The sequence below is a fragment of the Shewanella seohaensis genome, from assembly GCF_023283775.1.
In the GTDB taxonomy this organism is placed as follows: domain Bacteria; phylum Pseudomonadota; class Gammaproteobacteria; order Enterobacterales; family Shewanellaceae; genus Shewanella; species Shewanella seohaensis.
In genome coordinates this window covers 41,591-65,958 of sequence record NZ_JAKILE010000001.1, presented here as the reverse complement: position 1 = coordinate 65,958, position 24,368 = coordinate 41,591, and the positions used below count along the sequence as shown (strand labels likewise).

Annotated in this window: 21 protein-coding genes and 9 tRNA genes; 28 read left to right on the top strand and 2 right to left on the bottom strand. The window is 48.3% G+C overall.

Annotated features, from left to right (window positions below; all coding sequences use genetic code 11):
• Window positions 1-214: 214 nt before the first annotated feature.
• From L2713_RS00310 to L2713_RS00265, 10 genes are all read left to right on the top strand, one after another.
• Window positions 215-1,441, top strand: coding sequence for an FAD-dependent monooxygenase (locus tag L2713_RS00310; protein ID WP_248966477.1), 1,227 nt, complete (start codon window positions 215-217; stop codon window positions 1,439-1,441).
• Between the two features lie 167 nt (window positions 1,442-1,608).
• On the top strand, window positions 1,609-2,196 hold the full coding sequence (gene pth / locus L2713_RS00305) for an aminoacyl-tRNA hydrolase (RefSeq protein ID WP_011621799.1): 588 nt from the start codon (window positions 1,609-1,611) through the stop codon (window positions 2,194-2,196).
• Between the two features lie 128 nt (window positions 2,197-2,324).
• The gene (ychF, locus tag L2713_RS00300; RefSeq protein WP_248966476.1) at window positions 2,325-3,416 is read left to right on the top strand and encodes a redox-regulated ATPase YchF; all 1,092 of its coding nucleotides are present in this window, start codon (window positions 2,325-2,327) and stop codon (window positions 3,414-3,416) included.
• Between the two features lie 207 nt (window positions 3,417-3,623).
• A tRNA-Met gene (locus tag L2713_RS00295) sits at window positions 3,624-3,700 on the top strand.
• Window positions 3,701-3,754: 54 nt separating this feature from the next.
• Window positions 3,755-3,839 (top strand) — tRNA-Leu (locus tag L2713_RS00290).
• A 47-nt stretch (window positions 3,840-3,886) separates the two neighbouring features.
• Window positions 3,887-3,961: transfer RNA gene (locus L2713_RS00285), tRNA-Gln, on the top strand.
• Window positions 3,962-3,983: 22 nt separating this feature from the next.
• Window positions 3,984-4,058, top strand: a tRNA-Gln gene (locus L2713_RS00280).
• A 1-nt stretch (window position 4,059) separates the two neighbouring features.
• A tRNA-Met gene (locus L2713_RS00275) sits at window positions 4,060-4,136 on the top strand.
• An 83-nt stretch (window positions 4,137-4,219) separates the two neighbouring features.
• Window positions 4,220-4,304 (top strand) — tRNA-Leu (locus tag L2713_RS00270).
• A gap of 36 nt (window positions 4,305-4,340) precedes the next feature.
• Window positions 4,341-4,415 (top strand) — tRNA-Gln (locus L2713_RS00265).
• A 281-nt stretch (window positions 4,416-4,696) separates the two neighbouring features.
• On the opposite strand, the gene L2713_RS00260 is transcribed toward L2713_RS00265, so the two are convergent.
• On the bottom strand, window positions 4,697-5,332 hold the full coding sequence (locus tag L2713_RS00260; RefSeq protein WP_248966749.1) for a hypothetical protein: 636 nt from the start codon (window positions 5,330-5,332) through the stop codon (window positions 4,697-4,699).
• A gap of 405 nt (window positions 5,333-5,737) precedes the next feature.
• On the opposite strand from L2713_RS00260, the gene L2713_RS00255 reads away from it, so the two are divergent.
• The 7 genes from L2713_RS00255 (at window position 5,738) to secF (ending at window position 12,417) form a co-directional block, all read left to right on the top strand.
• Window positions 5,738-6,334: a PepSY-associated TM helix domain-containing protein gene (locus tag L2713_RS00255; RefSeq protein ID WP_086903712.1), complete on the top strand. Its 597-nt coding sequence runs from the start codon at window positions 5,738-5,740 to the stop codon at window positions 6,332-6,334.
• Window positions 6,335-6,350: 16 nt separating this feature from the next.
• Window positions 6,351-6,863: a DUF2271 domain-containing protein gene (locus L2713_RS00250; RefSeq protein WP_248966748.1), complete on the top strand. Its 513-nt coding sequence runs from the start codon at window positions 6,351-6,353 to the stop codon at window positions 6,861-6,863.
• Window positions 6,864-6,892: 29 nt separating this feature from the next.
• Window positions 6,893-7,711 carry a DUF4198 domain-containing protein gene (locus tag L2713_RS00245; RefSeq protein ID WP_011716132.1) on the top strand — a complete coding sequence of 273 codons (819 nt, stop codon included), beginning with the start codon at window positions 6,893-6,895 and terminating at the stop codon, window positions 7,709-7,711.
• Window positions 7,712-7,957: 246 nt separating this feature from the next.
• Window positions 7,958-8,434, top strand: a complete 477-nt coding sequence (gene greA, locus L2713_RS00240) for a transcription elongation factor GreA (RefSeq protein ID WP_011621805.1) — start codon at window positions 7,958-7,960, stop codon at window positions 8,432-8,434.
• Between the two features lie 314 nt (window positions 8,435-8,748).
• Complete coding sequence (locus L2713_RS00235; RefSeq protein WP_248966746.1) at window positions 8,749-9,276, top strand: hypothetical protein; 528 nt, start codon at window positions 8,749-8,751, stop codon at window positions 9,274-9,276.
• A 379-nt stretch (window positions 9,277-9,655) separates the two neighbouring features.
• Window positions 9,656-11,530 carry a protein translocase subunit SecD gene (secD, locus tag L2713_RS00230; RefSeq protein WP_248966744.1) on the top strand — a complete coding sequence of 625 codons (1,875 nt, stop codon included), beginning with the start codon at window positions 9,656-9,658 and terminating at the stop codon, window positions 11,528-11,530.
• Between the two features lie 2 nt (window positions 11,531-11,532).
• The gene (gene secF / locus L2713_RS00225) at window positions 11,533-12,417 is read left to right on the top strand and encodes a protein translocase subunit SecF (RefSeq protein WP_248966475.1); all 885 of its coding nucleotides are present in this window, start codon (window positions 11,533-11,535) and stop codon (window positions 12,415-12,417) included.
• A 57-nt stretch (window positions 12,418-12,474) separates the two neighbouring features.
• On the opposite strand, the gene yhbY is transcribed toward secF, so the two are convergent.
• Window positions 12,475-12,774: a ribosome assembly RNA-binding protein YhbY gene (yhbY, locus tag L2713_RS00220; protein ID WP_011716136.1), complete on the bottom strand. Its 300-nt coding sequence runs from the start codon at window positions 12,772-12,774 to the stop codon at window positions 12,475-12,477.
• 90 nt (window positions 12,775-12,864) lie between these two features.
• Here yhbY and rlmE point away from each other — a divergent pair, with 90 nt between their 5' ends.
• The 11 genes from rlmE (at window position 12,865) to infB (ending at window position 24,318) form a co-directional block, all read left to right on the top strand.
• The gene (gene rlmE, locus L2713_RS00215; RefSeq protein ID WP_011621809.1) at window positions 12,865-13,494 is read left to right on the top strand and encodes a 23S rRNA (uridine(2552)-2'-O)-methyltransferase RlmE; all 630 of its coding nucleotides are present in this window, start codon (window positions 12,865-12,867) and stop codon (window positions 13,492-13,494) included.
• Between the two features lie 29 nt (window positions 13,495-13,523).
• Complete coding sequence (ftsH, locus tag L2713_RS00210) at window positions 13,524-15,497, top strand: ATP-dependent zinc metalloprotease FtsH (protein WP_248966474.1); 1,974 nt, start codon at window positions 13,524-13,526, stop codon at window positions 15,495-15,497.
• Between the two features lie 159 nt (window positions 15,498-15,656).
• Window positions 15,657-16,490: a dihydropteroate synthase gene (gene folP, locus L2713_RS00205; RefSeq protein ID WP_248966473.1), complete on the top strand. Its 834-nt coding sequence runs from the start codon at window positions 15,657-15,659 to the stop codon at window positions 16,488-16,490.
• Window positions 16,491-16,564: 74 nt separating this feature from the next.
• Window positions 16,565-17,902: a phosphoglucosamine mutase gene (glmM, locus tag L2713_RS00200; protein ID WP_248966472.1), complete on the top strand. Its 1,338-nt coding sequence runs from the start codon at window positions 16,565-16,567 to the stop codon at window positions 17,900-17,902.
• Window positions 17,903-18,095: 193 nt separating this feature from the next.
• Window positions 18,096-18,878 carry a triose-phosphate isomerase gene (gene tpiA, locus L2713_RS00195; protein ID WP_011071430.1) on the top strand — a complete coding sequence of 261 codons (783 nt, stop codon included), beginning with the start codon at window positions 18,096-18,098 and terminating at the stop codon, window positions 18,876-18,878.
• A 1-nt stretch (window position 18,879) separates the two neighbouring features.
• Entirely contained in the window at window positions 18,880-19,212 is a 333-nt protein-coding gene (gene secG / locus L2713_RS00190) for a preprotein translocase subunit SecG (protein WP_011625494.1), read from the top strand.
• An 11-nt stretch (window positions 19,213-19,223) separates the two neighbouring features.
• Window positions 19,224-19,310 (top strand) — tRNA-Leu (locus L2713_RS00185).
• Window positions 19,311-19,393: 83 nt separating this feature from the next.
• Window positions 19,394-19,470: transfer RNA gene (locus tag L2713_RS00180), tRNA-Met, on the top strand.
• Between the two features lie 168 nt (window positions 19,471-19,638).
• A complete protein-coding gene (gene rimP, locus L2713_RS00175) occupies window positions 19,639-20,094 on the top strand; it encodes a ribosome maturation factor RimP (RefSeq protein ID WP_011621815.1) in 456 nt (151 codons plus the stop codon).
• 29 nt (window positions 20,095-20,123) lie between these two features.
• Window positions 20,124-21,623, top strand: coding sequence for a transcription termination factor NusA (nusA, locus tag L2713_RS00170; protein ID WP_248966471.1), 1,500 nt, complete (start codon window positions 20,124-20,126; stop codon window positions 21,621-21,623).
• 25 nt (window positions 21,624-21,648) lie between these two features.
• Window positions 21,649-24,318: a translation initiation factor IF-2 gene (infB, locus tag L2713_RS00165; protein WP_248966470.1), complete on the top strand. Its 2,670-nt coding sequence runs from the start codon at window positions 21,649-21,651 to the stop codon at window positions 24,316-24,318.
• The last annotated feature ends 50 nt before the right edge of the window (window positions 24,319-24,368 follow it).

Sequence of the window (24,368 nt, the reverse complement as noted above, 5' to 3'; positions counted from 1 at the left end):
GGCTTTGCCAAGGCTGAAAACTTGCCTTTGTAAGCAACTGTGAGCAAATGCGCCCCTAGCAACATTTGCTCACCTTTGAGCTGAAATTGACATGCTTTTGATACAATACCCGCGATCAGAGTGATGCGCTTTAAGCTTGAGTCTCAAGTTCGAGTTTAGGTAAGAGTAAAGTGCGTCAGATAAATGGAAAGAATTCTAAAGAGTGGTAACTAAGATGAGCCAAGCGATAAGCCAAACACTGCAACCAAGCCAGGCAACCACAGATGCTCAGCGATTTGATGTGATCCTTGTCGGTGGCGGTATGGTGGGCGCGGCAACGGCTATCGGGTTGGCGAAGCAAGGCTTACAGGTGGCGGTGATTGAATCATTTGCCCCCGAGGCTTATTCCCCCGAGCAGGCATTAGATGTGCGCGTGTCGGCGATAAGCGTAGCCTCTGAACAGTTGCTCGAGCAGTTAGGCGCGCTCGATAGTCTGCTTAACATGCGTAATGTGCCTTATCTGGGCTTAGAAACCTGGGAGCTTGATGGCTGCATTACTCAATTCCATAGCTCACAAATTGGCGCGAGCCATTTAGGGCATATTGTTGAAAACCGTTTGGTGCAACTTGCCCTGTGGGAGCAAATGCAGCAATGGGATGCGATTAAATTGTTTTGCCCCGAACGTGTGGCGACATTTTCGCGCCTCACAGACGGGGTAAGCGTGCACTTACAATCCGGTATTCAGCTTGAGGCAAAGCTGCTCATCGGGGCCGATGGCGCCAACTCGCAGGTGCGTCAATGGGCGGGGATTGGCATTTCGGGGTGGGACTATGCCCAATCGGCGATGCTGATTAATATCCAAACCGCCCAAGGTCAGCAAGATGTCACTTGGCAACAATTTACCCCTAACGGCCCGCGTTCGTTATTACCTCTCCCCGGCAATCATGCGTCGTTAGTCTGGTATGACGATGCCAATCGCATTAAACAGTTAATGCAGCTCAATCATAAGCAGCTTGCCGACCAAATTCGCCAGCATTTTCCCGCTCGCTTAGACAGTGACTTTACCGTTGAAGCCAAAGGCAGTTTTGCCCTTACACGCCGCCACGCGAATGCCTATTTTAAGCCGAATGTGGTGATTTTAGGGGATGCGGCGCACACCATTAACCCGTTGGCTGGCCAAGGGGTTAACCTCGGCTTTAAAGATGTCGAGGCCTTACTAACGGTCATCAAGACTGCATTAACCGAGGATAAACCTTGGTGGTCCACCGAGGTATTAAACGCCTACCAAGCCAAACGTTATCGCGATAATCAACTGATGATGACGACCATGGATGTGTTTTACGCAGGCTTTAGTAATGACATTCTGCCACTTAAATTACTGCGTAACGGCGCGTTAAAACTGGCCAATATTAACTCCCCCATCAAGCGAACCGTGCTGAAGTATGCGATGGGCCTCAATTAGGCCACATCATTAGTGCTGACTCACTCGGCATTTGTTGACTTACGCATTGAGTGCTAAAATGCCGCGTTTTTAACGAGCATAAGCGGCATTATTAACTCAAGATGGTCGTCCATGTGCGCTTTGCCATCGACCAATTAACACAGTATTGAGTGCCATTAGTGAGTGTCATGAGCGAAATTAAATTAATCGTAGGTCTTGCCAATCCGGGCGCTGAATATGCGCAGACTCGCCATAATGCGGGCGCTTGGTATGTGGAAGAATTGGCCCGCATCTGTGGCGTCAGCTTAGTGCCGGATAGCAAATATTTTGGCCTCACCGCCAGAGCCGTGTTGCATGGCAAAGATGTGCGTTTGCTGATCCCAACGACTTATATGAACTTAAGCGGCAAAGCCGTGGGGGCCTTAGCGAATTTCTTCCGAATTACGCCTGAAGAAATTCTAGTGGCCCACGATGAGTTGGATATGCCGCCCGGTGTGGCTAAATTTAAACTCGGTGGCGGTCATGGTGGCCATAACGGTTTAAAAGACATTATTGCTAAACTGGCTAATGATAAAAACTTCTACCGTTTACGGATTGGGATTGGCCATCCCGGCGATAAGAATAAAGTAAGTGGTTACGTACTGGGTAAGGCGCCAGCTAAAGAACAAGAGCTGATCAACGCCGCCGTAGATGAAGCTGTACGTTCCACTGAAGTGCTATTTAAAGAAGACATGGTGAAAGCCATGACTCGTTTACACTCCTTTAAAGCGGAGTAAGCCCAGTGCTCGCGGCCTGCGAACACTAGGACAATCGAATTAATCAATGTACTGCCTAAGGGCAGGGTGACTATAAACTTGCTAGTGAGTGTGACTCGCCAGCCTATCATCGAGAGAAAGGTAAGAATATGGGTTTTAAATGCGGCATTGTTGGTCTTCCTAACGTAGGTAAATCAACGCTTTTTAATGCGTTAACTAAGGCTGGCATCGAAGCGGCAAACTTCCCGTTTTGTACCATAGAGCCAAACACTGGCGTAGTACCTGTGCCGGATCCACGCTTAGACGCGCTGGCGGCGATTGTTAATCCGCAACGTGTACTGCCAACCACGATGGAATTCGTGGATATTGCTGGTCTAGTAGCGGGCGCGTCGAAAGGTGAAGGCTTAGGTAACAAGTTCCTTGCCAACATCCGCGAAACCGATGCTATCGGTCACGTGGTACGTTGCTTTGAAGATGACAATATTGTCCACGTGTCCAACCGTGTTGATCCTGCACGCGATATCGAAGTCATCAACACTGAATTGGCATTAGCCGACTTAGACAGCTTAGAGCGTGCGGTGATCCGTCAACAAAAACGCGCTAAGGGCGGCGACAAAGACGCTAAGTTTGAAGTGGATGTTCTCGAGAAGATGCGTCCAATCCTCGATGAAGGCCATATGTTGCGTTCTATGGAGCTGTCTAAGGAAGAATTAGAAGCGGTTGCTTACTTAAACTTCTTAACCTTAAAGCCAACCATGTACATCGCTAACGTGGCCGAAGATGGTTTCGAAAATAACCCACACTTAGATGCAGTGCGTGCCATTGCTGAAAAAGAAAACGCCATTGTTGTGTCAGTGTGCGCCGCCATTGAGTCAGAACTGGCTGAAATGGAGGCCGAAGAGCGTGATGAGTTTATGGCTGACCTCGGTTTAGAAGAACCTGGGTTAGACCGCGTGATCCGCGCTGGATACCAATTGCTGAACCTGCAAACTTACTTCACCGCAGGTGTAAAAGAAGTGCGCGCTTGGACCGTTTCTGTGGGCGCGACTGCACCACAAGCGGCGGGCGTAATTCACACCGACTTCGAACGTGGCTTTATTCGTGCTCAAGTGATGGCATTTGACGACTTTATTACCTATAAAGGTGAAGCGGGAGCCAAAGAAGCGGGCAAGTTACGTGTAGAAGGCAAGACATACATTGTTCAAGACGGCGATGTAATGCACTTCCTGTTTAACGTATAACGAGTTTGATAAAGGGCTAAGCTTTAGAAAGTAAGGCAAAATACGAGCAACAGAGGTCGATTTAGCGCATCTGTTGCTCAGTTTGGTGAAGTAATAGCCGAACGGTTTGTCTCAAGGAAAATAGCGAAAAAAAGCTGTTGACCTCGATACCTCGAATAAGCATAATACGCCCCGTTCCTCGCTACGAGGGGCGCGCAATAACGAAGTGGCAATGTAGCTCAGCTGGTTAGAGCACAGCACTCATAATGCTGGGGTCGCAGGTTCAAGTCCCGCCATTGCTACCATTTCGTTATCCTAGCGTTTGCTAGCATCAATTCAGGATGTCAACTTGAAGCAGTGCGGGAATGGTGAAATTGGTAGACACGCCAGATTTAGGTTCTGGTGCCGAAAGGTGTGAGAGTTCAAGTCTCTCTTCCCGTACCATTATTTTTAAACATCGGCATTAGCGGATGTATGAAACAAGTTAGTGATGGGGTATCGCCAAGCGGTAAGGCACCGGGTTTTGATCCCGGCATACCTAGGTTCGAATCCTAGTACCCCAGCCATCATTTCATGTTTCTCAGTTTTTGGGGTATCGCCAAGCGGTAAGGCACCGGGTTTTGATCCCGGCATACCTAGGTTCGAATCCTAGTACCCCAGCCATGGCAATGTAGCTCAGCTGGTTAGAGCACAGCACTCATAATGCTGGGGTCGCAGGTTCAAGTCCCGCCATTGCTACCATATTTAAATCCACGTTAAATCAATTTGATTTATCTGGTAAAAATCCAGAGACGCCTTTGTTTGCCAATCTGGTACATTTTGATGCGGGAATGGTGAAATTGGTAGACACGCCAGATTTAGGTTCTGGTGCCGCGAGGTGTGAGAGTTCAAGTCTCTCTTCCCGTACCATCAAAGTGCAAGCTTCTAGGTTTATGACAAGTTAATTGGGGTATCGCCAAGCGGTAAGGCACCGGGTTTTGATCCCGGCATACCTAGGTTCGAATCCTAGTACCCCAGCCATAGTTAAAAAGCCCGTCCTACGACGGGCTTTTTGCTTTCTGTCTTTTGTGATGTGCTTTTCGAGTCACTCCCTCATTACTTCGTTATCTTTCAATCTTCTGCTCTATTGCTCGCGTGTTATGGCTTTACTAGAGCAAGCCTTATGTTTTGGTTATGTGCGAATGACTAAGATGTACTTTGGGGTTGGAATGGGGGCGTCATCGAGATAAAAAAGCCACAGTGTTTAATAAACACTGTGGCTGACAGCGACAAAAGTGAAATGCGACTAAAACGATTAGTTATTATTGTACGGGTTTAACTTCTTTAACCGCTGCGGGGGGAGTGATTTCGCTCACTGCCTTTTCAAGCACCGCTTCCTGTGTCGCTTTTACATCGCCTGTGGCAACCGCTTTTAGGGGCGCAGCCGCTGGGATTTGTTCTTGCAGCTTTTCCGTGCCAGCATCTATCGCCTTTTGCTGTAGTTTTTGCGGATCTGTGTAGTCAGCCAGTTCTTTAGGCCAGCTAGGTATCAGTTTCTCAGCCTGATCGGTAAATTGCTCAGAGATAATTTTTGGCGAGCCACCCGTAAGTAACATCACCGCCATTTGGTTGGTTTCTGAGTTCCACACAAAGCCTGCTTTTTCGGCCATTTCCGGCACTGGCGTATAGGTCGATACCATATAAAACAGTGGGCCTTCCTGCTGGATTTTATCGGCGGTTTTCAGCAGCGATACTGTGGTCTCGTAGTTTTCTCCGAGCAGAGCCTTCATTCGATCTTTAATCAGCGGCTGTTCGAATAGCCCCACGTCATTTGGATTTAATCCGACAAGGGGTTTCAGCAGTGCCCACATCAGTTGGCCTTGGGGGGACATCAATAGCAGTGGAGCAACACAGGCATTAAGCATTAGTGCGAGCCAGATAATATGTAGGCAACGCATTTTTTTGAGCAGAGTTGTACTCAAGATGATATTTCCTTTGGAAGTACCAGCAAGTCGCCGGCGGCGGATTGTAGCCGATTGCGATTCTGTAAACGAGAGGGGTGAATAAGTAAATTTTTACTGAGATTAGAGGGTAAAAGGTTAAGTTTTATCTAATTGAATTTGTATTGGTTTTACAATTATTTCTGTTTTCTCCGCCTCATTTCTCGCTCTGCGAGTTTGCGATATTTCCTATCAACTTTGCCGTTATACCGTACTCCTGATGTAAAGAATGTAAACCTAGGTTTTGTTGATAATAAATATCATTTACTCTCTATCCAATTAACTTTCGTTAATACAGGCTATTAGCTAACGGTTGGTGGCGATTTAGGCGCTCGCCTAATATCCCTTCTTGAGAGTCAGTCATTGAAATTAAAAGTTAGTAAATCATCGCTTTCCTTCGCTCGGATTATTCATGTTTATGTCTCTATGGCACTGCTGCTGTTAATGCTGTTTTTTGCCGTAACCGGGATCACCTTAAACCATCCCAATTGGTTTTCATCAGCAGATCAAGAACCGCGACGTGAACAGTTTGATATTCCTAACTATTTGATACCCGCAGCGCCGCAGGAGCCTGAGTGGCGTTTAGCGGCGGGGCATTGGTTAAAAAGCCAGTGGGATATGGATATTGGCACTGCCGATATCGATGAGGATGAGATAAGTCTAGTGAATAAAGGCCCAGGCACGTACCGCACCGTCACCTTAGATCTGCTCGACGGCAAAGCCTATGTTGAGACCTTAGATTATGGCGTTGTTGCAGTGCTTAACGATCTGCACAAGGGGCGCAATACCGGGATAGTCTGGGCTTGGGTGTTAGATCTCTGCGCCTTGCTGATTATTCTCTTTTCGCTCACCGGCGCTTATTTGCTGCTGCCTCAAACTAAACGACTTAAAAAATCCTTGTTTTATATGGTGCTCGTCAGCTCAGGCTGTGCACTTGTGTATGTCTACTTTGTTCCATAGGGAGAACCGATTAATGATGCGTCAGCTTATTCGCACCAGCGCCATCGGTGCGTTGTTTGTGAGTTCAGCGGTATTTGCCGCGCCAAAAATGACCGTTGATTTGACCTTGCCTGAAATTACCGAAGGCCAGTATCACCGTCCCTATGTGGCCGTGTGGGTTGAGGATGCCAAGGGTCAAACCGTTAAAACTTTAAGCCTATGGGTATGGGACGAGGGCCATAAATGGCTCAAGGACATTCGCCGTTGGTGGCGAAAGGCGGGGCGTGAAGACATGAGTTTTGTCGACGGTATTGCCTCGGCGACCAAGCCTGCAGGCCATTACACAATTGATTGGGACTTAACGGATGACGCGGGTAAGCCGCTGACTCCTGCCTCCTACACAGTGTTTATCGAAGTGGTGCGCGAGCACGGCGGGCGTGACCTCGTGAGACAAAATATTGATTTAACGGCGGGGGATTTTACCGCCCAACTACCAGCGACCACTGAAACTGGCGTGATTGATATTCGCTTAAGCGGTATGACTCGCTAAGCCCTGCACTTTACTGAAAGGATATGAAGATGAAACTACGTTTACTTGCCTTAGTTAGCGCGCTCTGCATCAGCCCATTGGCGAGCAGCCATGACCGCTGGATTTTACCCAGCCACTATAACGTCTCGGCCGAAAGCCAAGAGGCGGTATGGATCACCTCGGATGTATCCGCCAGTAACCAAGTGTTTATGTTTGATAAACCGGTCACCGCCAGCGATGTGCGAGTGTACTTACCCGATGGTAAGCCAAGCTCCCCAAGTTCAAGTTACACAGGTGGTCGTAAATCGGTTTTCGACGTGCAATTACTGCAAGACGGTACCTATAAGTTTGAAAAGGAAGTCACGCCAAGATACTTTTCTGTTTACAAAATCAAAGGTAAAGAAGGCATGGTTCGCAGTCGACTCGATAAAAAAGCGACAGCGGCCGTGATGCCAAAGGATGCCTATGAACTAAAAGGTTCATTAAATGTGGCGCGGGTCGAAACCTATGTGACCCGTAACAAACCAACCGATAAGGTACTGGCGCCGAAAGGTGAATACTTGGAATTGGTGCCTATTACCCATCCCGCTGATATCGTTGAAAATGAACCCGCAACACTGCAGTTTGTTTACGATGGTAAGCCCGTCGAAGGCGTGAGTGTGGCGATCATGAAGGATGGCAGCCTGTACCGTAACAAGCCGGAAGAAATCAGTTTAACTTCGGATAAAGAAGGTAAAGTGGCGATGACGCTGCCAGCTGCTGGTCGTTATCTGCTGCATGCTTCAATCGAACGTCCAAGTCCTGATAAATCTCTTGCCGATAAAACAGTTAGCGAAATCTTTTTGACCTTCGAAGCTGGGCTCGAATAAGCGCCTGCTTTAACGCTCCCCATGCCCACAAATTCATTTGTGGGCATTTTGTCCCACTTAAGTTCGCACTATTATACTTTGGCACTAGCATCTGAGCGTGAGCTTCAGTAAGCTGCACTGGTGCATAGTTCTTGATGCATCCCAAGCGCATAACGATTAGAATAGCGCAATTCCACCCTGATTTTACTGTGTTGACCTTTAGCGTCGGCACGGGTTGCTTTTGTTTTAAAGGAGACGAAAGAAGTTATGACTAAGGTTCCTATGACAGTTGTCGGTGCAGAACAGCTGCGTAAAGAGTTAGATATGCTCAAGTTTGAACGTCGCCCGAAAATCACTGAAGCGATTGCCTCAGCGAGAGAGTTAGGCGATCTGAAGGAAAACGCGGAATATCATGCAGCCCGTGAAGAGCAAGGGATCTGTGAAGCGCGTATCCGTGACATTGAAGGCAAACTTTCTAACGCGCAGATCATCGACGTGACTAAGATGGCGAACAATGGTCGTATCATTTTTGGTACCACTGTGACTATCCTCAATCTGGATACTGATGCGGAAGTGACTTACCGTATCGTGGGCGACGATGAAGCTAACATCAAAGAAAACCTGATTTCAGTCAACTCTCCGATTGCCCGTGGTTTAGTGGGTAAGAATGAAGGTGATGAAGTGTCGATCGCAACCCCTGGTGGTTTGACCGATTACGAAATTATTTCGGTGCAATATATCTAAGTTTTGGTCTCACCAGACTCGATGGTTTACCGATAAGAAGCCGCCTAGCGCGGCTTTTTTATGCCTTTTTTATGTCTAAAGTACTGCGATATCAGCGTCCTTGGCGCACAAATAAGCAAGATGGATAAAGTTTAATTTGCCTCTGAGGCGGCGGTTACCTAAGCTGCATGCTTGGAGCTTTCTATGCATTCATCAAGGTTCTTTACGAAAGCTATCCAAAAAAGTATTGTTTCTTCTGCAAATATTTCATCACGTAAAAGTTGCGTGTACCCAATTAGGAACTGAGTTTGATTAAGCACTGGCGCCAAGGATTAATGTTACTCTGTGTGTCGATCATCTTGATCGCCCATACGGGTGGCTATGCGCCGCGCAGCTTAACCGCCCAGCAACTGCATCTGGCGCCTAAAACGGTAGCGACAACGGTAGTCATAACTGTGCCTACCGCGGATACGCCGTCACTCACTGCGCAACAGAGCAAAACATCACATCACTCAACGGCACAATCGACGGCGAGCGATAGCCAAGCTGTCTGTTCTGCTGTTGATAAGGCACAAGCCACCGATTGCTCCGAGTCTGAATTAGTCCGTCACTCGGATGATTTTAATTTTGCTCCGGCTAACTCCCAGCGTTTTATCAATCTTGTTCAGCATGATATGCGTGAGGTGAAGCCTGTTTACCTGTTGGCTTTTGAGTTCGAACCAGAGCCTGCGCCCGCATTAGGGGAAAATATTCGCCTCGATGCTCGCCCGGATTGGACTCTCTTAGCCGAATCTTCACCAGCGCGGATCTCCGGCTGGAAAGTCTCCAACCTCCAATATCGCTTTAGTCAGCAAGCCGCTTAACTCACCGCTCCCTGTAGCAAGTTAGCAAGGCTTATCCATAACGATACCGTTTGAGCTCATCATCTGAACCAGAGGTCGTTAGGGATACCTTTGATTAACTTTGCATTTTGTTATCCGAAACCTGTACCCGATAACCTAGCATCAAAGCCTGCGGTGTGTACGCCGAAGGTGCGACTAAATCGCATAGGATTTAAATCCATTCGGTTTAGACGGATTTTAATCGGTTATCACCACTGAGTTTGCTCGCGTTTAGCGTACTCCTTGTGGGATCCGTGTTTACAGGTTTCACCGTAATACAGTGATTGTTCGCTCATGTTTAGCTGCACTATTTGCGCTGCAAATAGCTATTCGAGCGGACAATATCATGCGAGTGATATCTATGGATAAAATTCAGAGTAAAAAGCTGCTAAATCATTATTCAGCTTGGAAATACGTTGTGCTTATCGTCACGATTATCGTGATGTTATTTAGCGCCTTACCGACTTGGTATGGAGAAGATGCCGCCGTGCAGGTGGGTGCTAAAGCGGGGCTTAATTTAACCCCCATTGAACTGCGGGATAAATTAAAGGCGCAGGGCGTTGATGTTAAGCGTATCGAAGTTAAGCATGCCCAACATGGCAACGCCAACAGCTCAGATGACGGGCAAACCCTTATCGTGCTGAATGATGACAGCGAGCAAACCTTAGTGAAGACCTTAGTGTCATCCATGGTGAGTGAGCCGAAAGAGCTCACGCTGGCACTGGTGAGTGCCGCGCCAAGTTGGCTGCAAAATATGGGTTTTGAACCGATTAAACTCGGGCTCGACTTACGCGGTGGGGTGCAATTTTTGCTGGATGTGGATGTGCAGCCCGTCTATCAAGCCCAGGCCGATGCATTAGTCGAGTCCCTTCGACAGTTTTTACGCGAACAACAAATTCGCGGCGCCAGTGTGCGTATTGATAGCACGCGCGATGACGCAGGGTTGCAAATCGCAATTGCATTTAATGAAGCGGCTGAATCAACCAATAATGCGCGCTCAACTATTCGCCAGTTTATGCAACAAAGCTACCCGACTTGGCAATTAACCAATGCGGATAATGGCTTAATCGTAAAGCTCGCGCAAGAAGAGCAAATCAAGTTACGTAATTTAACCGTGCAGCAAAACCTGCAAATTATGCGTAGCCGGATTGAAGAGCTAGGTATCACTGAGGCTCTAGTGCAGCGTCAGGGCGAACACCGTATCCGCATCGAGCTGCCCGGTGTACAAGACCCCGCCGCCGCGAAAAACGTGATTGGTGCGACCGCAAGCTTGGCCTTTTTTGAGGTTAAAGAATCGGGTTCGGTGAATGCGCAGGTACTGAAGGATAAATCTGGCAATCCTGTTTATGTGGCACGCACGCCGGTATTGGGCGGCGATCATATTGTCGATGCCCGTGCCAATATTGGCGAAATGGGCATGGCCGAAGTGAACATTCACCTCGACCGAATCGGCGGCCAAAAAATGTCGGAGTTTTCCCGCGCCAATATCGGTAAGCCGATGGCAACGTCTTACAGCGAATATAGCCGGGATGAGCAGGGCAAAGCCAAGCAGACCCAAGAGATCATTAGTGTCGCGACCATTCAATCACAGCTGGGAGATCGTTTCAGGATCACTGGCGCAGGCACCTATCAAGAGGCGCAGCAATTAGCCTTGTTGCTACGCGCTGGCTCAATGACGGCGCCAGTGACTATTGTTGAAGAACGTACCATTGGCCCGACCCTAGGCGCCGAAAACATTCAAAACGGCTTTGCAGCGCTCGGCCTTGGTATGGGAATTACCTTGCTGTTTATGGCGCTCTGGTATCGCCGTCTCGGTTGGGTGGCCAACGTGGCCTTGATTGCCAACATGGTGATCCTCTTTGGTTTGCTGGCGCTGATCCCCGGTGCAGTATTGACCTTACCCGGCATTGCCGGTCTGGTGTTGACGGTTGGTATGGCGGTCGATACCAACGTGCTGATTTTCGAGCGGATTAAAGACAAGTTAAAAGAGGGGCGCAGCTTCGCCCTAGCGATTGACACTGGCTTTGACAGTGCGTTCTCAACCATTTTCGACGCTAACTTCACCACTATGATCACCGCAGTTGTGCTCTATTCCATCGGTAATGGCCCCATCCAAGGCTTCGCCTTGACCTTAGGTTTAGGTCTGTTGACCAGTATGTTTACCGGTATTTTTGCCTCAAGAGCCTTAATCAACCTAGTGTATGGGCGTGATGCGCGCCGCCATGTGAGGGTATAACTATGAAGAATCTCAATCTAACTAAATGGCGTTATGTGTCGAGCGCTATCTCTATCTTTTTAATGTTGGCCTCTCTCACCATCATCGGGATGAAAGGCTTTAACTGGGGCTTAGACTTTACAGGCGGTGTGGTAACTGAGGTTCAGCTCGACAGAAGGATCACCAGCAGCGAGCTGCAACCGCTATTGAACGCGGCTTATCAGCAAGAGGTGACGGTGATTTCGGCCAGTGAGCCCGGACGTTGGGTATTACGCTATGCCGATACGGCGCAAAGTAATGTCGATATTGCGCAAGCCTTAGCGCCTGTGGGGGAGGTGCAAGTACTGAACACCAGTATTGTCGGCCCGCAAGTGGGTAAAGAGTTAGCCGAGCAGGGCGGTCTTGCTTTGTTGGTGGCCATGCTGTGTATCTTAGGCTATTTGAGTTATCGCTTCGAATGGCGTCTCGCCTCCGGTGCGTTGTTTGCATTGGTGCACGACGTGATTTTCGTGCTCGCGTTTTTCTCATTAACCCAAATGGAGTTTAATTTAACCGTGCTCGCCGCCGTGCTGGCGATTTTAGGCTATTCGCTCAACGATTCGATCATTATTGCCGACCGGATCCGGGAGTTATTGATTGCTAAGCCAAAGCTTGCTATCCAAGAGATTAACAACCAAGCGATTGTCGCGACATTTTCCCGTACCATGGTAACCTCGGGAACCACCTTAATGACGGTGGGTGCGTTATGGATTATGGGCGGAGGGCCGTTAGAAGGATTCTCGATTGCCATGTTTATCGGCATTTTAACTGGCACTTTCTCATCAATATCGGTCGGGACTTCATTGCCCGAATTTTTGGGATTAACGCCAGAGCATTATAAAGTGCAAGTCATCACAGATACGCCATAAGTGCTAAAAACAAAACGGCCACTCGCTTGAGTGGCCGTTTTGTTTAAGGCTGGAAAATTACTTAGCTCTTGGCAGGGCAATTTTCATTTCAGGCGATTGACGATAAATCACCAGAATATGACCAATAAGTTGCACTTTTGCAGATTGAGTTTCACGTACTATGGCATCAACGATGGCATTTTTTAGCTCTCTATCGGTAGAGGCTACTTTCACTTTAATCAGTTCATGATAAGCGAGTGCGCTTTCAATTTCAGCGAGTACACCTTCAGTCAATCCATTGGCACCAAGCAGCACCACTGGCTTTAAATTGTGCGCCAGACCTTTTAAATGCTGTTTTTGTTTGGTTGTTAAGTTCATTTCTACCAACTTTTGCTGAGTTACTGTTGAAAAACCGCTATTCTACCCTTATATAGCCCTTGTGTAACTCTCAATTGTTGCGGATTTTAAATGTCAGGTAAAAAACGTACGGCCAGTTCCACCCGTTGGATGCAGGAACACTTTGATGATCATTATGTCAAACTAGCACAGAAACGGGGATTGCGTTCTCGCGCTGCGTTCAAGCTTGAGGAGCTCCAGGAGAAGGACCAATTGATCCGCCCAGGTATGACTGTGGTGGACTTAGGTGCGGCTCCTGGTGGTTGGTCTCAAATAGCCGTCAAGCTGACGGGAGATAAAGGTAAAGTTATCGCCTGTGATATTTTGCCAATGGATCCCATCGTCGGCGTGGATTTCTTGCAAGGGGACTTTCGTGAAGAGAAAGTGCTCGAAGCATTGCTAACTCGCGTCGGTGCGGATAAGGTTGACGTTGTATTGTCTGATATGGCGCCCAACATGAGTGGTTCCGATGGTGTCGATCAACCGCGCGCCATGTATTTAGTCGAACTGGCGTTAGATATGTGTCATCAAGTATTGGCACCTAACGGCAGTTTTGCGGTCAAAGTCTTTCAGGGGGAGGGGTTTGACGAATATATGAAGGCGGTAAAAGACGCATTCAAAGTAGTAAAAACACGTAAACCGGACTCGTCGCGGGCACGCTCCCGTGAAGTCTATCTTGTGGCGACAGGGTACAAGTTGTAGTACTCTAGCGTTAATCATCGCAAGACTTTATGAGGTCTAGTAATTTGAGTGACATGGCAAAAAATCTAATACTCTGGGTTGTCATCGCCGTTGTGCTGATGTCAGTGTTTCAGGGTTACTCCCCCTCTTCTTCGTCATCGCAGAAGATGGATTATTCTACGTTCCTAGACAATGTTCGTGATGGACAAGTCGCCAGTGTTGAAGTGAAAAGTGACCAACGTACTATCGAAGGTTCTAAGCGCACGGGCGAAAAATTCACGACCATCATGCCACTGTATGACCAAGATTTAATTAATGATCTTGACCGTAAAGGCATCACCATGAAAGGCCAAGAAGCCGAAGAGTCGGGTTTCTTAACCCAGATCTTTATTTCTTGGTTCCCGATGTTGCTGCTGATTGGGGTATGGATTTTCTTTATGCGCCAGATGCAGGGCGGCGGTGGCAAAGGCGCTATGTCCTTTGGCAAGAGCAAAGCCAAGCTGATGAGCGAAGATCAAATCAAGACCACTTTTGCTGACGTTGCAGGCTGTGATGAAGCCAAAGAAGAAGTGAAAGAGCTGGTCGATTATCTGCGTGATCCAACCAAATTCCAAAAACTGGGTGGCCGTATTCCAACGGGCGTGCTCATGGTTGGCCCTCCAGGTACAGGTAAAACCTTACTGGCTAAAGCGATTGCGGGTGAGTCAAAGGTACCTTTCTTTACCATTTCAGGTTCTGACTTCGTAGAAATGTTCGTCGGTGTCGGTGCATCTCGCGTGCGTGACATGTTCGAACAAGCGAAGAAATCAGCCCCTTGTATTATCTTCATCGACGAAATCGATGCCGTAGGTCGCCAACGTGGTGCTGGCTTAGGTGGTGGGCACGATGAACGTGAGCAAACCCTTAACCAAATGCTGGTTGAGATGGACGGCTTCGAAGGTAACGAAGGGATTATCGTGATTGCGGCGACTAACCGCCCAGACGTATTGGACTCTGCACTCCTGCGTCCAGGTCGTTTCGACCGTCAAGTGGTTGTAGGTCTGCCGGACGTTCGCGGTCGTGAGCAAATCCTTAAAGTGCATATGCGTAAAGTGCCACTTTCTGAAGATGTGAAAGCAAGCGTGATTGCTCGTGGTACGCCAGGTTTCTCCGGTGCCGATTTAGCCAACTTAGTCAACGAAGCTGCACTGTTTGCGGCGCGCGGTAATCGCCGTGTTGTCGGTATGGAAGAATTCGAGCGTGCAAAAGACAAGATCATGATGGGTGCTGAGCGCCGCTCTATGGTGATGTCTGAAGCCGAGAAAGAAATGACGGCATACCACGAAGCGGGTCACGCGATTGTGGGCTGTTTAGTGCCAGAGCATGACCCTGTGCACAAGGTAACTATTATCCCGCGTGGTCGTGCGTTGGGTGTGACCTTCTTCTTACCTGAGGCCGATGCGATTAGCCAAAGCCGTCGTAAGTTAGAAAGCCAGATTTCGGTTGCCTACGGTGGTCGTTTAGCCGAAGAGCTGATCTACGGCAGCGAAAAAGTGTCTACAGGCGCTTCGCAAGATATTAAATACGCGACGTCGATTGCCCGTAACATGGTGACCCAATGGGGCTTCTCCGATAAACTCGGTCCATTACTCTATGCCGAGGAAGAAGGTGAAGTGTTCTTAGGCCGTAGCATGGGTAAAGCCAAGGCGATGTCCGATGAAACCGCGACGCTTATCGATGCCGAGGTGAAGGCCTTTATCGATAAAAACTACGGTCGTGCCAAGCAAATTCTGCTGGATAACATCGATATTCTGCATTCGATGAAAGACGCGCTGATGAAGTACGAAACCATTGATTCACTGCAAATTGACGATTTGATGAATCGCCGTGAAGTGCGTCAGCCTGCCGATTGGCAAGCGGATGATAATGGTTCAAACGACAAAGGCAGTGACAAAGGCGAGCCTGCGGTTAAAGTCGACGAAGTGGTAAAGACCGCTCCCGTTGAGGCAGAGCTGAAAGATGCCGATGAGTCACCCGTTAAGTAGCGGTTGTTAATTGAAAGAGAACCCCGTTAAGGGGTTTTCTTGTTTTATCTTGCTAGAAAATTGACTGCGCTGTCATTCAATATAAATCAGTCACATGAATAAACCCGCGCAGTAAACGGATGAAACGCGCTAGCAAGCTGTCCCATATGGAGTCAATGCGTGTTTGAATTAATTGCTGGAACCAAACGCTTATCCTTAGCTTCGCCCGTCGTGATGGGCATTCTGAATGTTACTCCCGATTCTTTTTCCGACGGTGGAAAGTTCTCTTCCTTTGAATTAGCTTGTCAACATGCCGATGACATGGTGGCCCAAGGTGCGCTTATCATCGATATCGGTGGCGAGTCGACGAGGCCGGGTGCGGCCGATGTGACGGTTGAGGATGAACTTGCCCGTGTGATCCCTCTGGTGGAATATGTCGCTAAACATCATGATGTGTGGATTTCAGTCGATACCAGTAAACCGGAAGTGATGCGACAAGCGGTGAATGCAGGTGCGCATTTAATTAACGATGTGCGAGCCTTGTTAGAGCCGGGGGCATTAGAGACAGCGGCGCAGCTGAATGTGCCCATCTGTTTAATGCACATGCAGGGCGCGCCGCGCAGTATGCAAACTGCACCCGAATACCAAGACGTTGTTGCCGATGTTACTGAGTTTTTGTGCGAGCGTATTCAAGCCTGTATCGATGCGGGGATCCCGCGGGAGCGATTGTTAATCGACCCGGGCTTTGGCTTTGGTAAAACCTTAGAACATAACTATGAACTGCTCGCGAAGTTAGAGCGTTTTGAGCCGTTTGAGCTGCCGATATTGATAGGTTTATCCCGTAAGAGCATGATAGGAAACCTTCTCGCTAGACCGACCTCCGAGCGTCTAGCGGGGAGCCTTGCTGGTGCCATGATAGCGGCCCAGAAAGGGGCACATATCATTCGTGTCCATGATGTCCCTGAAACTGTCGATATGCTGAAAGTGTTACAAGCGACACAGGCATATCGATAAAGGCTATTTTTGTTAAGTATTTCATTAATATTATGATCCCAACCGAAGGGACACATTGAAGTTTGTGGGGCGATATGAGCGAACGTAAATTTTTTGGAACCGATGGTATTCGTGGCAAGGTAGGTTCAGGCCAGATGACTCCCGAGCTGGCATTAAAGTTGGGTTGGGCGGCTGGACGTGTGTTATCCCGCAGCGGCACGAAAAAAGTGATTATTGGTAAAGATACTCGTATTTCGGGTTATATGTTTGAGTCCGCTTTAGAGGCGGGTCTTTCGGCAGCGGGCCTCAATGTGATGTTAATGGGACCCATGCCAACACCCGCTGTGGCATATCTTACTCGCACTTTCCGTGCAGAAGCGGGTGTGGTGATCAGTGCATCCCACAATCCATACTACGATAATGGCATTAAATTTTTCTCCAATGATGGCAGCAAGCTCGACGATAACTTAGAGCTAGAAATTGAAGCCGAATTGGAAAAGCCCTTAGAGTGTGTTGAGTCGCATTTATTGGGCAAAGTGTCACGTATTGAAGATGCGCGTGGCCGTTATATCGAATATTGCAAGGGTAACTTCCCTGCGGATCAAACCCTAACAGGGTTAAAAATTGTCGTGGACTGTGCTCACGGTGCAACCTATCACATTGCACCTGCGGTATTTCGTGAGTTAGGTGCAGAGGTGATTGCCATTGGTGATAAGCCCAATGGTGTCAACATCAATGACAAAGTGGGCGCCACGTCCATGGCGAAAATTTGTGAAACCGTATTGACCGAAGGCGCCGATTTAGGGATTGCACTCGATGGTGACGGTGACCGGATTATGATGGTCAACAGCCGCGGTGAAGTTATCGATGGTGACCAAATTCTCTATATTCTGGCCTGCGATGCTAAAGCCCGTGGCGTGCTGCGTGGTGGCGTTGTCGGCACGCTAATGTCTAACCTAGGCCTCGATTTAGCCTTACAAGCCTTAGATATTCCTTTTGCCCGCTCTAAAGTGGGTGACCGTTATGTGATGGAGTTACTGAAAGAACTCGATTGGCGCATTGGCGGTGAAAACTCGGGCCACATCCTTAACCTTGACCATGGCACGACGGGAGATGGTATCGTGGCTGGTATCTTGGTATTGGCGGCAATGCGTCGACAAAATGCCACACTAGAGCAACTCACTGCCCCAATGGAGATGCTGCCACAAGTGTTAGTGAATGTGCGTTTTGAGGGGGAACACGACCCATTAAGCTCAGATAAAGTTAAAGCCGCTCAAGCTCAGGTTGAATCAGAACTGGGGGCCCGAGGTCGCGTATTACTACGTAAATCAGGTACTGAACCGTTAATTCGCGTAATGGTTGAAGGTGATGATCACAATACTGTGTTAGCGCACGCCAATTTGATCGCAGATGCGGTAAAATCGGCGAGCTAATCACACCAATCTTTAGTCGAGTGCAGCTGATACCGATTAAAAATGAAGGTGTTAGCTGCATTAATGAGCAAGAATAGGGTTTGGCGTGTAAAAAGTAAGCATTCCAACCTAATATCTGAAAAATTTCGAATTTAGCTATTGTAACTTAATAAGTGGTTCGCTATTATTCACGCCGCTTTCAGAGGAGACAGTGATGGCACTCAGACGTCCTATGGTAGCTGGCAATTGGAAGATGAACGGCAGCGCGGCATTAGCGCAAGAGTTGTTCAAGAAATTTGCCTCAAAGCTCCAAAATGATTCAGCTGAAGTGGTTTTATGCCCGCCTTCTATCTATCTAGAAAGCGTAAGGCAACTGCTAGAAGCAAACAAGGAAGCGTTAGACGGTTCACTTGTTAGGATGGGCGCTCAGAATTTAAGTCAACATGACTTTGGCGCTTATACCGGAGAAGTTTCGGGCCAGATGCTTAAAGATTGCGGATGTCGATATGTCATTATCGGACATTCAGAACGTCGCCGTATGTACGGAGAGACTAGTAATATCGTAGCGGAGAAATTTGCTGCAGCACAAAAGCACGGTTTAACCCCGATTTTATGCGTGGGTGAGTCGGGTCCAGCACGTGAAGCAAGACGTACCTTCGAGGTGATTGCGGAAGAGTTGGATATAGTGATCCAGAAAAATGGCACTATGGCTTTTGATAACGCCATTATCGCTTACGAGCCGTTATGGGCTGTAGGGACTGGTAAGAGCGCGACACCAGAGCAGGCACAAGAAGTACATGCGTTTATACGCAAGCGTCTCTCTGAAGTGTCTCCGTTTATCGGAGAGAATATCAGGATTTTGTACGGTGGCAGTGTGACACCGAGTAATGCGGCAGATTTATTTGCCCAACCTGATGTTGATGGTGGACTGATTGGCGGTGCCAGTTTAAACTCTACCGAGTTTTTAAGTCTGTGTACCATAGCGATGAGCGCATAATATGTATGAAGTTTTAGTGGTTGTTTACTTGTTGGTTGCATTAGGTTTAATTGGCCTGATCTTAATCCAGCAAGGCAAAGGAGCTGACATGGGGGCCTCGTTTGGCGCCGGTGCATCAGGTACCTTATTCGGTTCAAGCGGTTCAGGTAACTTCCTGACACGTACAACGGCGATTCTGGCCATTGCGTTTTTCACGTTAAGTCTGCTGATTGGCAACTTAAGTGCAAACCACGCAAAAAATGAAGATGCATGGAAAAATTTAGGTTCTGATGAACAGGTGACTCAACCAGTTGATCAAGCAACCGAAAAGTCAGAAACGAAAATTCCTGACTAGTAAAAGGTGCCGCCGAGGTGGTGAAATTGGTAGACGCGCAGCCTTGAGGTGGCTGTGTCCTAACGGACGTGCGGGTTCAAGTCCCGCTCTCGGCACCATAATATAGCTAAGTGAGACGAAGTAAGCGCTGACTTAGTTATTGCAAGCAAAGACGATAGTCAATATACTTGCACACAGTTGACGCGGGGTGGAGCAGCTTGGTAGCTCGTCGGGCTCATAACCCGAAGGTCGTCGGTTCAAATCCGGCCCCCGCAACCAGCTCCTAGTAATGAATGTTGTATAATTCATTATGGTTTACAGGTTCTTGAAGCTAATAACCTCGTCATTACGGGGTTTTTTGTTGTCTGGGACTTTTAAATTTGTCGTATCCTTTACGGCGTTTTACTAGGGCTATTAAGCCCTTTTTTGTTTTTTCGGGGGTCAATTTTGGCAACATTAGAATCCAGACTGGTAGACATGCTCACAGTGCCTGTGGAAGCACTCGGCTTCCAACTTTGGGGCATTGAATATGTGCAAGCGGGTAAACATTCAATCCTGCGTGTGTTCATTGATGGTGAGAATGGTATCAATATTGAAGATTGTGCCAACGTAAGTCGCCAAGTCAGTGCTGTGCTCGATGTTGAAGACCCAATTTCTACTGAATATACCTTAGAGGTTTCTTCGCCAGGCGTAGATAGACCCTTATTTACTGCTGAGCAATATGCGGCCTATGTCGGCGAGGATGTCAAGCTTCAACTGACTATGCCTGTCGCGGGCAGTCGTAATTTAAAAGGCGCCATTACACAGGTTGACGGCCAAATGTTGTCGCTAAATGTGAATGGTAAAGAGCTGGTTGTCGCCTTGGATAATATCCGTAAAGGCAACATCATCGCTAAGTTTTGATGGTTTCAAGGTGAACGAGGCAAGACGAAATGAATAAAGAGATTCTGCTAGTCGCTGAGGCGGTTTCAAATGAAAAGGCCGTTCCACGCGAGAAAATTTTTGAAGCGCTAGAAACAGCGCTGGCAACTGCAACCAAGAAAAAATACGAAGGTGATATCGACGTTCGTGTTGCTATCGACCGTAAAACTGGCGCCTATGAAACGTTCCGCCGCTGGATGGTGATCGACGATAACGGTGTTGCGTTAGAAAACCCATACCGCGAAATCACCTTGGAAGCTGCGCGTTACGAAAACCCAGAAATCCAACCTGGCGATTTTATTGAAGACGAGATCGAATCTGTCGCCTTCGACCGTATTACGACGCAAACCGCTAAGCAAGTGATCGTACAAAAAGTACGTGAAGCTGAGCGTGCGCAAGTCGTTGAACAGTTCCAAGATAAAGAAGGCGAACTGATCACTGGTGTGGTGAAAAAAGCGACCCGTGAAAGTGTTGTTGTTGACTTAGGTAACAACGCTGACGGCGTATTATTCCGTGAAGATTTAATTTCACGCGAATCTTTCCGTCCTGGCGACCGTGTCCGTGCACTGCTGTATTCAGTACGTCCAGAGGCACGTGGCGCGCAGTTGTTCTTAACTCGCACTAAGCCAGACATGCTGATTGAGCTGTTCCGTGTTGAAGTACCGGAAATTGCCGATGAGCTGATCGAAGTCATGGGCGCTGCGCGCGACCCAGGTGCACGCGCTAAGATCGCCGTGAAGTCAAACGATCGTCGTATCGACCCAATCGGTGCGTGTGTGGGTATGCGTGGTGCACGTGTACAAGCAGTATCGAATGAACTCGGTGGCGAGCGTGTCGATATCGTGTTGTGGGATGATAATCCAGCACAATATGTGATCAACGCAATGGCGCCTGCCGATGTGGCTTCTATCATCGTTGATGAAGACAACCACTCAATGGATATCGCCGTTGAAGCGGAAAGTCTGGCACAAGCCATTGGCCGTAACGGTCAAAACGTACGTTTAGCGACTCAGCTGACTGGCTGGGAACTAAATGTGATGACAGTGGAAGACATGAACAAGAAGCACCAAGCCGAGAGCGCTAAGGTGAAGAGCTTATTCATAAACGCACTGGATGTAGATGAAGATTTTGCTCAAGTACTGGCTGACGAAGGTTTTACTTCTCTCGAAGAAGTGGCTTACGTGCCTGTATCTGAATTATTAGCAATTGATGGCTTCGATGAAGATATCGTTGAAGCATTACGTGAGCGTGCAAAAGCGGCGATCTCTACTCGAGCTCTCGCCACTGAAGAAGCACTAGATGGTGTGGAGCCAAGTGAAGAGTTATTAGCACTTGAAGGTGTTGAAAGACACTTAGCCTATGTTTTAGCAAGCAAAGGTATCGTGACTCTAGAAGACTTGGCTGAACAAGGCATTGATGATTTGATCGAAATTGAAGAATTGACAGAAGAAAAAGCAGGTGCGCTGATCATGGCTGCCCGCAACATCTGTTGGTTTGGCGAAGAAGCATAAGTCGATCAACAGGGGGATTTAACTGATGGCAGATACTACCGTAGAGAAATTGGCCACGGAAGTGGGTAAAAGTGTTGAACGTCTGATTGAGCAATTCTCTCAGGCCGGAATTAAGAAAGGCCAAACTGATAACGTTTCTGAAGCTGAGAAGCAACAGTTACTGGATTATCTGAAGAAGCAGCATGGCGGCGAAAGCGCACCGACCAAAATGACACTGCAACGTAAAACCGTATCGACCCTGAGTGTGGCCGGTAATGGTGGTCAATCTAAAGACGTTAAAGTAGAAGTACGTAAAACCCGTACTTTCGTTAAGCGTGACGTGAGCGAAGCGGTTCTGAAAGCTGAAGAAGAAGCCAAAGCGAAGGCAGAAGCCGAAGCTCAGGCAAAAGCTGAAGCAGAAGCCAAGGCCAAAGCGGAAGCCGAAGCTAAGGCTAAAGCAGACGCCGAAGCAAAAGCAGAGGCTAAGGCGAAAGCAGATGCTGAAGCAAAAGCTAAAGCCAAAGCGACGACTGATGCGAAAACCACAAAAGACACTTCGCCAGAAGCGGAAGCGGCACGTGTTGAAGCTGAGCGTTTAAAAGCGGTTCAAGCGGAAGCGACAAAGCGTAAGCAAGACGAAGAAGCGGCGAAAGCGGCTGAAAAAGCGCGTCTGTTAGCGGAAGAAAACTCTAAGCGTTGGGACGAAGAAGAGCGTCAACGTAAAGAGGCTGAGCGTTTTAGCGATCACCATATCACGACCTCTAAAGTGGCCCGCGCCGCTGAAGACTCATCGGATATGGATGAAGAAAAACGTGGTCGTCGTGCACGTAACAAAAATACCGCCAAGTCCAAACGTGGTGGTAAAGATGCTCGCGATGGTCGCGAAAAACACATGCGTAACCGCAGCACCGCACCAGAATCAATGGCACACGGCTTTAACAAGCCAGTGGCTGCTGTTAACCGTGATGTACGTATCGGTGAAACTGTTACTGTGGCAGAACTTGCTCACTTAATGGCTATTAAAGCGACTGAAATCATCAAGCAAATGATGAAGATGGGTTCAATGGTGACGATCAACCAAGTGTTAGATCAAGAAACCGCCCAATTAGTTGCCGAAGAAATGGGCCACAAAGTGGTACTGATCCGTGAAAACGAATTAGAGCAACAAGTACTGTCTGAGCGTGATGAAGAAGGCGTTGTGAAGCTTGAGCCTCGTGCTCCTGTTGTGACCATCATGGGTCACGTTGACCACGGTAAAACGTCTCTGCTCGACTATATCCGCCGCGCGAAAGTGGCAGCGGGTGAGGCCGGTGGTATTACTCAACATATCGGTGCATACCATGTTGAGACCGATAATGGCATGATCACCTTCTTAGATACCCCTGGTCACGCCGCGTTTACCGCAATGCGTGCCCGTGGTGCTAAAGCGACTGACATCGTTGTCCTGGTTGTTGCTGCCGATGACGGCGTAATGCCACAAACCATCGAAGCGATTCAACACGCTAAAGCCGGTAACGTGCCATTGATTGTTGCCGTCAACAAGATGGACAAACCAGAAGCCGATATCGATCGCGTGAAGAGCGAATTAGCGCAACACGGCGTTATGTCTGAAGATTGGGGCGGTGACAACATGTTCGCCTTCGTATCTGCTAAGACTGGTGCTGGCGTTGACGACCTACTCGAAGGCATTCTGCTGCAAGCTGAAGTATTAGAGCTTAAAGCAGTACGTGACGGTATGGCGGCCGGTGTGGTTATCGAATCACAACTGGACAAAGGTCGCGGCCCTGTGGCAACGATTCTGGTTCAAGAAGGTACACTGCGCCAAGGCGACATCGTTCTGTGTGGTTTAGAGTACGGTAAAATCCGTGCGATGAAAGACGAGAACGGTCGTTCAATCACTGAAGCGGGCCCATCAATCCCTGTTGAGATCTTAGGTCTGTCAGGTGTGCCATCTGCCGGTGATGAAGCAACTGTTGTTCGCGACGAGCGTAAAGCGCGTGAAGTTGCCCTGTACCGTCAAGGTAAGTTCCGTGACGTGAAATTAGCACGTCAGCAGAAGTCTAAGCTGGAAAACATGTTCGCGAACATGACCGAAGGCGAAGTGAAGGAACTGAACATCGTTCTGAAGGCAGACGTTCAAGGTTCACTCGAAGCGATTACCGACTCCTTAATGGGTCTGTCTACTGACGAAGTGAAAGTGAACATCATCGCTCGCGGTGTGGGTGCTCTGACCGAAACCGACGCGACTTTAGCTGCGGCTTCTAACGCTATCATGGTTGGCTTCAACGTCCGTGCCGATGCACAGGCGCGTAAGACTATCGAAAGCGAAAGTGTTGACCTGCGTTACTACAGCGTTATCTATAATCTGATTGATGAAGTGAAAGCGGCGATGACGGGTATGTTGTCACCAGAATTCAAACAACAGATTATTGGTCTGGCTGAAGTACGTGACGTGTTCAAGTCACCAAAACTGGGCGCAATCGCCGGTTGTATGGTGACTGAAGGTACCATCAAGCGCAGCGCACCAATCCGCGTACTGCGTGATAACGTGGTGATCTTCGAAGGTGAACTCGAATCGCTACGTCGCTTTAAAGACGACGTTAACGAAGTTCGCAACGGCATGGAATGTGGTATCGGTGTTAAGAACTACAACGATGTCCGCGTGGGTGACCAAATCGAAGTATTCGAAACCGTCGAAGTGGCACGTACACTGTAACGATAAAGAGGGCGGCATTAGCCGCCCTTTCAATTTAATACATTAGCTAT